3 protein-coding genes and 7 pseudogenes are annotated in these 9562 nt (G+C 61.2%); 9 read left to right on the forward strand and 1 reads right to left on the reverse strand.

Going from position 1 to position 9562, the window contains the following annotated elements:
• From RZR99_RS31410 to RZR99_RS31445, 8 genes and pseudogenes are all read left to right on the forward strand, one after another.
• A pseudogene (locus tag RZR99_RS31410) lies at positions 1-384 on the forward strand (transposase); the annotation flags it as partial.
• A gap of 3 nt (positions 385-387) precedes the next feature.
• Positions 388-720, forward strand: a pseudogene (locus RZR99_RS31415) (transposase); the annotation flags it as partial.
• Positions 721-1860: 1140 nt separating this feature from the next.
• Complete coding sequence (locus RZR99_RS31420) at positions 1861-3273, forward strand: sigma-54 dependent transcriptional regulator (RefSeq protein ID WP_323123620.1); 1413 nt, start codon at positions 1861-1863, stop codon at positions 3271-3273.
• A gap of 672 nt (positions 3274-3945) precedes the next feature.
• Complete coding sequence (locus tag RZR99_RS31425; RefSeq protein WP_323123621.1) at positions 3946-5718, forward strand: ATP-binding response regulator; 1773 nt, start codon at positions 3946-3948, stop codon at positions 5716-5718.
• Between the two features lie 167 nt (positions 5719-5885).
• Positions 5886-6592: pseudogene (locus RZR99_RS31430) on the forward strand (IS6 family transposase).
• A 246-nt stretch (positions 6593-6838) separates the two neighbouring features.
• Positions 6839-7408 (forward strand): annotated as a pseudogene (locus RZR99_RS31435) (SDR family oxidoreductase); the annotation flags it as partial.
• 341 nt (positions 7409-7749) lie between these two features.
• Positions 7750-8568, forward strand: a complete 819-nt coding sequence (locus tag RZR99_RS31440) for an SDR family oxidoreductase (protein WP_323123622.1) — start codon at positions 7750-7752, stop codon at positions 8566-8568.
• A 319-nt stretch (positions 8569-8887) separates the two neighbouring features.
• Positions 8888-9138 (forward strand): annotated as a pseudogene (locus tag RZR99_RS31445) (transposase); the annotation flags it as partial.
• Between the two features lie 9 nt (positions 9139-9147).
• Here RZR99_RS31445 and RZR99_RS33600 read toward each other — a convergent pair.
• Positions 9148-9291 (reverse strand): annotated as a pseudogene (locus tag RZR99_RS33600) (IS30 family transposase); the annotation flags it as partial.
• On the opposite strand from RZR99_RS33600, the pseudogene RZR99_RS31450 reads away from it, so the two are divergent.
• A pseudogene (locus RZR99_RS31450) lies at positions 9290-9430 on the forward strand (IS3 family transposase); the annotation flags it as partial. The pseudogenes RZR99_RS33600 and RZR99_RS31450 sit on opposite strands and share 2 nt — an antisense overlap.
• Positions 9431-9562: the final 132 nt, after the last annotated feature.

Here is a 9562-nt window from a genome sequence, read left to right on the forward strand (position 1 = left end):
CGGGTCCCGGGTCATCGTCGACTCCTCTTCAATCCGTGCGATAGGCGCTGGTCAAAAACGGGACCCAATCCCACTGACCGCGCGTGACCCGGTTCCAAACACCACCTCATCACCGAAGCGCAGGGCATCCCGCTCGCGGTCATCCTGACGGGCGCCAACCGACACGATGTCACCCAGCTTCATACACGGGTTGATGCCATCCCGCCAATCGGCGGCAAACCACGATCGAAACCGCGCGTCGTTCAGGGCGACAGAGGCTACGATCACGACAAATACCGCCGCCCATTACATGCCGCCGGCATGACCACTGAAATAGCGCGGCGCGGCCAGCCCCATGGCAGCGGTCCGGGCAAAACCCGCTGGGTCGTCGAGCGGACNTCCGCCAATCGGCGGCAAACCACGATCGAAACCGCGCGTCGTTCAGGGCGACAGAGGCTACGATCACGACAAATACCGCCGCCCATTACATGCCGCCGGCATGACCACTGAAATAGCGCGGCGCGGCCAGCCCCATGGCAGCGGTCCGGGCAAAACCCGCTGGGTCGTCGAGCGGACCATCTCGTGGCGCTACATAACTTCCGGCGACTGCGTATCCGCTTCGATCGCTTGGCGTGCATTCATGAAGCTGGCCTGCTGCATCATTTGCGGGCGACACTTGCAAAACTCATTTCGTTAACATTTCTAAGGCCGATTCGAATGATGGCGGCATGTTCGATGTAGCGTAGCGGAAAGCATCACCACGGAAAGTACGACAACACACCATGTGTCTAGGGGAAACGTTCTGATTTGGTGAAATGGATGCCTGGGTTGCCGTTCGATCTGCATGATGAGTACCGACGTTGAACGAGAGTGAGGTTTCCCCAAAATTTCGCGCTTCATGAGGCCGGGTAAGATCGACGGGATTGAAGATGCCGAAGCAGCAACACACGCCCGAATTCAGGACACTCGCGGATTCTGTCTCAATAAGGAAGAGCGACGAAGATCGGTCGAAAGATCGTTAGGATGGTTTAAGGGCCACAATACGTTGTCAATAATTGAAAAACGCCACGAAAGAACGACGATCCATTTAGAGGGCGGCGCCGCAAAAGAAAATTGAGTAGATTGCAAGGTGCGCCAGCAGATGGGGCGGTTGAGAAGCTCAGGAAGATTCCATAAATGCCGGGCCATGCTCGAAGCGAATGCGTATGTGACGGAAGGGAGGTCGTCGTGGAGCGCGGCCCTTGCCGCATGAGGCGCATAGACCCATCTTGCTTTGAACCCTTGTTTCAACTATGCGTGCCAGATCCAATCGAGCCTGCAATCCCTTCCAAGATATCACGTGTCGTCGCCCAAAGCGCCGCTTGACGCGGTCCATCCGGGGCGGTTTAAACAATAGAAAACATACCTGCGAACCACCTGTTAAATCTGACAGTATTTGTACCACAACGACGAACTTTGCGCGCAGACTACGTACCTATCACCAGGCTGGTTGTGCGGTACTACGAGTGCTGAAACAAATGAGTATTTATAATAAATTTTCAGCATTCATTGTGTGAAGAGGCGGCTAGATGGCGCACATGTATCGAACGTATCGTCAGCCCCCCCTTGGTTAACTCGGTTTATCGAGCATGGCACGCGTGTAGATTGACAACTGGTCGGCGGTAATGTCGCCAAGCCTTGAACATTCAAATTGATTGCATTGAATGGTTCATGCGGTGAATTTTATTATTCACTGAATGAATACACCTCATATTCAGGTGGGAAAAATATTGCGGCGCGTGGCAGCAGGCGTGTCACAAATCAAGCCGATATTGAGTTAGCTGGAATCTTCATTGCAATAATTTGTTTTGTGAGGCATTGCGCAGCCCAGGGAGATAATAAGTGGTAGTTGAAGTTGGAAGTTGCCTGCGATCACGACAGCTAATTTACTGGACGCACGAGCCATCATCGCTTTTGCGGAAGGAGCTCGCACGCCGTAGCTGGAAGGTGTCCATTGTCTCGAGCGCGAATCAGGTCCGACAAACGGCTGGCGAAATCACGGGCGGCATTCTCGACCTGAGCGCCGTGCCGCACGACGAACTGGGCGGCATCGCGGCCGTGTGCGGCGCGCTGCGCAATGTCGCATGGGTAGCGCTCATCGAACCGCATCATGCGGGCGTGCCGGAAATGCGGGCGCTGCTGCGCGACTACTGTTTCGACTACATCACCTCGCCGGCGTCGCCCCAGCGGATCGCGGATGCGGTCGGCCATGCTTACGGCATGGAATGTCTGTTTGCGCCGAGCGCGATGCCGCTTGAGTCGGCCGAACCGGGAATCATCGGCACTTGCGACGCGATGCTGCGACTGATCGAGGTAGTGCGGCGCGTCGCGCGCACCGACGCGCCCGTGCTCGTCTCAGGCGAGACCGGCACGGGCAAGGAGTTGACGGCCGCCGCGATCCACCAGAATTCACCGCGGCGCGCTGGCCCGTTCGTCGCGGTGAATTGCGGCGCGATCCCGCCGCACCTGCTGCAATCAGAACTGTTCGGCTACGAGCGCGGCGCGTTTACGGGCGCGAGCGCGCGTAAGATTGGCCATGTCGAATCGGCCAATGGGGGCACCTTGCTGCTGGACGAGATTGGCGACCTGCCGCTCGAAAGCCAGGCGAGCCTACTGCGCTTCTTGCAGGAACGAAGGATTCAACGGCTGGGCGGCGGCGATCCGGTGCCGGTCGACGTGCGCATCGTTTCAGCGACGCACGTCGACTTGCGCGGTGCGATGAACCAAGGGCGCTTCCGCGCCGATCTGTTTCACCGCCTGTGCGTACTGAGTGTCGACCAGCCGCCGCTGCGCGCGCGCGGCGGGGATATTGAACTACTCGCGCGGTACATGCTTGAGCGCTTCAAGACGGACGCGCGGCATCGCGTGCGGGGCTTGTCGGCCGACGCGATTTCCGCGCTCTACAAGTACGACTGGCCGGGCAACGTGCGCGAGCTGATCAACCGCGTGCGCCGTGCGCTCGTGATGGCGGAGGGCCGGATGATCACCGCGCACGATCTCGAACTCGAGCATTGCATCGAGACCGTGCCGCTGTCGGTCGCAGCTGTCCGCAAATCCGTCGAACGCGAGGTGATCGAGCTGGCGCTGCTGCGCAACCGCGGACGCCTCGCTGGCACCGCGCGCGAGCTGGGCATCTCGCGCGCGACGTTGTATCGCTGGATGGAAGCCAGGGGTATCGAGCGGCCGCATAGCGGTGGCACCCGCGTGCGTTATGTCAAGCCGGCGTGGGTCTTCAGTGATGCGCCAGGGAGATAGTCGAAGACGTCGCCAAGGGCCAATCGCCAAAGCGCGCAGCTGATCAGGTCCGGCGGAGATGGACCGAAACCGCCGAATACAGCGGGAGGCTGGCAAGGTCCGGCCGGGACAAGCGTTCATGGCGAGGCGGCCGGGATTCGCCCCCGGAGGAATGCCTTATCCAAATAGTCGGGCCGATGCGCTCTCATGGAGCGCTACGGACGCGTGGTTGAACACGTCGTGCGCGACGTCCTTGTCCAGGCGTAGACTCATGTAAACGTGTCACGGTTTCCGCAATAGAGATGTCACTTCGCCGGGCGGCACCGGTCACGAGGCGAAACACCCTCGTGAATTCATGAGGGTGCGAGCCGAGAATTAATACAGCGATGCGAAGTGACGCATTTAATGCGACCGTAGGCGGATTGACGAATTTATTTCGTTCGGACTGAAAATGAAATCATCATCCGCCCAAACCCAGCCGGGACGAGGTTGCAGAATTCATGTCTATTGCGCTCCACGCCTCCCGGGACCTCAAAAATGCCATTCCCCGGGGTTACACTGGCGGAACGCCGGGTAACGTCGACGCTTTGGGAGGCCAGCATCTTGGCAATCAGGCCGTGGAGTCAGTTGCGCGTGTGCTGGACGCTACCCGACGAAGACGCCGGGGCTCAAGCGCGCTTGCTGGATCGTCAGTTGGCCGCCTTGTTCGCGATGATCCCGATGGCCGCGAGCGCCAATCTGCTCGCGGCGCTCGGGATGATCGCGGCGCTCTGGGCGGATCTCCCCCGCCACGGCACGCTTGCCTGGGTCGCCGCGCTCGCGCTGATCCAGTCGGGCTGGGCCGCCCACGCACTGCTACGCATGGCCCGACGCCGGCGCGAACATCCCGCCCCCTATACCCGCCGCGATCTTGAAATCTTCACCGGCTGGTGGATCGGCGTGTCCGTGGTCATCAGCGCCGGGCTCATCCTCTGCGCGCCGTTCGTGTCCGGCGAAACGCACCGGATGCTGCTGGTGGCGTTCTGCCCGGGCCTGATCGCCGCGGGCGCGCTGGCCTACATGATGATGCCGCCGATCTCCGCGGTGTGGCTCGCGATCGTCATTCCGGGCACCTGTGTCTCCGCGTTTCGTTCAAGCTTCATGGCGCCGGGCTGGACGACACTGTTCCTGGCCATCTACGCGATCCCGCTGCTCTATACGAGCCTCGCCATTTCAAGCATGTTCGTCGGGCGCTTCAAGGCCGAGCTGGCGGCCGAGCGGGAGCAGCGGATCGTCGAATCGATGGCGATCGACCTGAAGCGGCAAAAAGAAATCGCGGAGGCGGCAAGCCGCGCGAAATCCCACTTCCTGGCCGCCGCGAGCCACGACCTCCGCCAGCCGTCCCATGCGCTGAGCCTGTTCGTCGGCGCGCTGCGCGGCGTCCCCATGCCGCCCGAGGGCCTGCGCCTGGTCGAGCGGATCGAGGCCAGCGCGGATGCGATGGACCGGCTATTCGCGACGCTGCTGGATATTTCCCGACTTGACGCCGGTGTCGTCGCCGTTCATCAGGAATCCTTCGCAATCGATGCCGTGCTGGCGCGGGTCTGCGACGAATACCTGCCCGAAGCCACTCACAAGGGACTCACGCTTTCGCGCGCCCCCTGCCGCGCCATCGTCAGCTCCGATCCCGCTCTGGTCGAGCGCATCGCCCGCAACCTGATCTCCAACGCCGTACGCTACACGGAATCGGGAAAAATCGTGGTCGGGTGCCGGCGCCGCGGATCCCGGCTCGCGGTGCAGGTCTGGGATACGGGCAAGGGCATCCGGGCCGACCAGCAGGAGCGCGTGTTCGAGGAGTACTACCAACTCGACAACCCCGAGCGCGACCGCAACAAGGGACTCGGGTTGGGACTGGCGATCGTTCGCCGGCTCGCGACATTGCTCGCTTGCGAGCTGCACCTGAGGTCCGCGCCCGGGCGCGGCTCGTGTTTCGAAATCCTGCTGGAGCAGGCCCCCGCCGAGCAGCCCGCGACGCACCTCCGGCCGCCGATCGGCGAAACGACCGACACGGCGCCCATGCGCGGTCTGGTAGTGGTCATCGACGACGAACAGGCGATTCGGGATGCGATGGCTACCCTGCTCGGACACTGGGGTCATGAAACCTTGATCGCCGGATCGGCGCGCGAGGCGCTCGATCGGCTCGCCAAGCTCTCCGTGCGTCCGGTGCTGCTAATCTGCGACCTGCGCCTGCGCGGTGGCGAGCATGGCGTAGAGGTGATCGAACGGTTACGCACCGAATACAACGGCAACATCCCCGCAATACTCGTGACCGGCGACACGGCGACGAGCCACCTGCTGGAATTGCAGGCGAGCGACTTGCTGGTGCTGCACAAGCCCGTGCCCAGCGCCAAGCTGAAAGCGGCTATCGCCACGCTCATTACGCCCGATCCGGACGCCCACCGGGATTTGACACCCATGCCCGACTGACTCAGACCGGGCGGCGATCACGCCTCGGCCCTACGTCGAGCAATCCTTTGCGCCGCCGCGCGAATGCCGCGATCGCACCGACGCCAGCCAGCAACCGCGTGAGAGGGTCCTGCAGCGGGCCGGTCGGCATTGTCACTTTGTTGACACGATGGCTCAAGGTCTGATCGATGAAGAAGACGAAATCGCTCTATCACGGCCACCGGCTCCCTGCGGCGATCATCAGTTGCGCGGTGTGTTGGTATTTCCGCTTCCAACTTAGCTTGCGCGACATCGAGGCGCTACTGTTCGAGCGCGGCGTGATCGTCAGCTACGAGATCATTCGCCGCTGGTGCGACAAGTTTGGTTTGGAGCGGACTTCGCTCGTCGCGTCAAGGCTGTCCGGCGTAAGCCGGGCAGCACGTGGCAACTGGATGAGAGGTGCGTGACGCTCGCGCGGCGAGCCTTACCTGCTGTGGCGGGCGGTCGACGAACATGGCACCGAGCTCGACATCCTGTTGCAAAAGCGCCGCGACACCGCAGCCGCCAAACGCTTCTTCCAGCGCGTGCTGCACGCCTGTCCGGTGTCGCGCAAGATCGTCACCGATCAGCTGCGCAGCTACTTGGCCGCCAAGGCCGATATCCCGGCGCTGGCCAGCGCCATACACGTATTCGTGAAGGCCACCGCGCGCGTGAACAATCGCGCGGAGAACAGCCATCAACCCACGCGCGAGCGTGAGCGGCGCATGCGTGGGTTTCCAGATCCGAGGCGTATCCAAGCGTTCCTGCCCAGCTTCGGGCCCATCCGCCGGCACTTCGCCCTCAAGCGACACCTGCTGATCGCTTCGCCGCATGGCAGCGTTTCACTGAGATCTCCCAAGTTCCGTCCGCTTTCTGAACAAGACCGCGTCCTCTCCACTATTGCGTCACTTGCAGCTTAACGTGACAGTGCCTCAATGACCAAGGACGCGGCTGGAATACCCGCCTGCGCGGCCGATTCGACGTCGGCAACCAGGTGGCGGGCTAATTGTTCCGTATTCGTGGATGATTCATCCACGTTTCGAGCGTAAATTGCCGCACGTTTTGATTTACTCTGTTGAGTACCATGAGCCGATCGATACCTCACTCAAGAAGGAGAACAAAATTGGCAAATCATGTCATCAAAGGCAAGACCGTTCTCATCGCCGGCGGTGTAAAGAATCTTGGCGGGCTGATCGCGCGGGATCTGGCGGAACAAGGCGCGAAGGCTGTGGCGGTCCACTACAACAGCGCGGGTTCGAAGGCGGACGCGGATCGGACGGTCGCAGCGATCAAGGCGGCGGGTGTCGAGGCGGTTGCATTTCAGGTGGACCTGACGAGTGCGGGCGCGGTCGAGAAGCTGTTCGCGGACACGATCGTGGCGGTAGGGCGTCCGGATATCGCGATCAATACGGTGGGCAAGGTGCTGAAGAAGTCGTTCACGGAGATCCGCGAGGCCGAGTACGACGAGATGACAGCGGTGAACTCGAAGTCGGCGTTCTTCTTCCTGCGCGAGGCAGGCAAGCATGTGAACGACGACGGCAAGATCGTGACCCTGGTGACGTCGCTGCTGGGTGCGTTTGCGCCGTTTTATGCGGCCTACGCGGGCACCAAGGCGCCGGTCGAGCACTTCACGCGGGCGGCAGCGAAGGAGTTCGGCGCACGTGGGATTTCGGTGACAGCGGTGGGGCCGGGCCGATACATGCGTGTCGAACACGCGACGCGAGCGCGTCCAGGATGACGCGCGCAGGTATCGCGGCCCGCCCAGCCGGCGATGCGCGTTGCGGAGATACATGCGGAGGGCAGATGGCGGATGCGATGCGGCGCGGCGGGCATACCGCGGCAAATGCGGCTGGGGTTGTTCGCATTGGGCATCCATCGCCTCGAGCCTGACATGACACGATGCTTGTGTCCAACGCGCGGAATTTCTGCTGCTCGGTCGGGCGCCGGGCAGCACCCCTATCCAGTTTCATCGCCGACCGGCGAGGTATGAGGACACCCGTCACGGGCTTCTCTTTTCAAACTAGGAGTATCGACATGGTTGCCATTTCCCATCAGAAAGTCGCCAGGACCTTTCCTTCGGCGACGAGTACCGGCGCGCGTCGCTTCACTGGCAAGACCGCCATCATCGCCGGCGCGTCGGCTAACGTCGGTCGCGCGCTGGCGGAACTGTTGGCGGAGGAGGGCGCCGACATCGTGGTCCATTACAACTCGGCGAACAAGCAGGCCCAGGCCGAGGAAACCGCGGCAGCCGTGCGCAAGCATGGCCGCGAGGCGCTGGTCTTGCAAGCCGATCTGACGAAGCCGGCGCAGGCGACCGTCTTGTTCGACACCGCCATCGCCAAGTTCGGAAAAGTGGACATTCTCATCAATACCGTCGGCAAGATCATTCGCAAACCGCTCGCCGAGTTCGAGGAAGCGGATTTCGACGATCTGTTCGACGTCAATGCCAAGGCAGCGTTCTTCCTGCTCAAGGAGGCCTCGAAAAAACTCGCCGACGACGGGCGCATTCTCAGCTTCGTTACCACGATGGTGGCGGCTTTTGCGCCCACCTATGCCGGTTACGCCGGCAGCAAGGCCCCCCTCGAGCATTTCAGCAAGGCGCTTGCGAAGGAGCTGGGCTCGCGCGGCGTTACGGTCAATTGCATTGCGCCGGGGCCGCTCGACACGTCCTTCTTCTATCCCGCCGAATCCGATGAAAACATCGCGTGGCTCCAGTCGATGTCGATCGACGGCGGCATTGGCAACATCGGGGATATCACTGGTCTCGTGCTCTACCTCGTTTCGCCGGAGGCGCGCTGGATGACGGGGACCACCAGCTACATCAACGGCGGCATCGTCTCGCCGATCAACTGATTGTAGTTTCTACCGAGCCTGCTGGACGTTCTGCCGTGCTGCGTACGCTGGTATGTTGAGCTTACCCCTCCGGAAGAGAGGTTCGGCGAACGCGGAGTTGACGTCGGTCACTCGACGGCCCATCGATGGGCAATGAGGCTTATCCCGGTGTTTGGCGTGATGTTTCGCCGACGCCGGGTAGGCTGTAGGTAGTGTCCTATTCCGCTGATTCGCGAGCCAAGTCGATGCAGCTTTTCGAGGATGAAATCGACTGACGCGGACCGGCCAGCCTTTCGTAGACATCTTCGAGCCATAATTTACGGCAACCGGGGAGGTCAGCATGAGCGGCAAGCGGTACACGGATGAATTCAAGATCGAGGCAGTCAAACAGGTAACCGAACGGGGTCACTCGGTGGCAGAGGTGGCCCAGCGTTTGGGTATCGCGACCCAGAGCCTTTACGCATAGAACCTTTGAAGTTCGGCAGGCCCGACGTCGTGCGGCAGGCGGAGCTGGATCAGAGCGCCGAGGTTCGGCGACTGAATGCCGAGCTCAAGCGCATGACCGAGGAACGCGACATTCTAAAAAAAGCCGCGGTAGGCTCAATGAGTCGCAGTAACAGCCTCGCGTAGCTTATCGGCCGGAGACATGAAGCCCAATGTCTTTCTGGGTCTTTCATTGAGCCGCGCTGCGATCTTGTTCAATTCCGCCTGCGAGTATTGATCAAGTTGCGTACCGTGGGGCATCTATCCGAGTCGGGCGAACGCGACCTCGGACCTGTTCGATTACATCGAAATGTTTTATAACTCGGTTCGTCGACATGGTTCCGCCGGCGATCTTTCACCGATTGAGTTTGAGCGGCGCTACGCGCTAAACGGCTTCTGAGTGTCTATGAAACTCTGGCCGGTCCACCGAGCTCATCCTCGCGTGCAAAAAAATAGGTTCATCGCGGGAAACCGTGGAAGCTTTGGGTGCAGTTGGTAATCTGAGGCCAGTGGAAAAGGGCGTTGGAGGCCA

Source organism: Burkholderia alba, from assembly GCF_034721475.1.
GTDB lineage: Bacteria > Pseudomonadota > Gammaproteobacteria > Burkholderiales > Burkholderiaceae > Burkholderia > Burkholderia alba.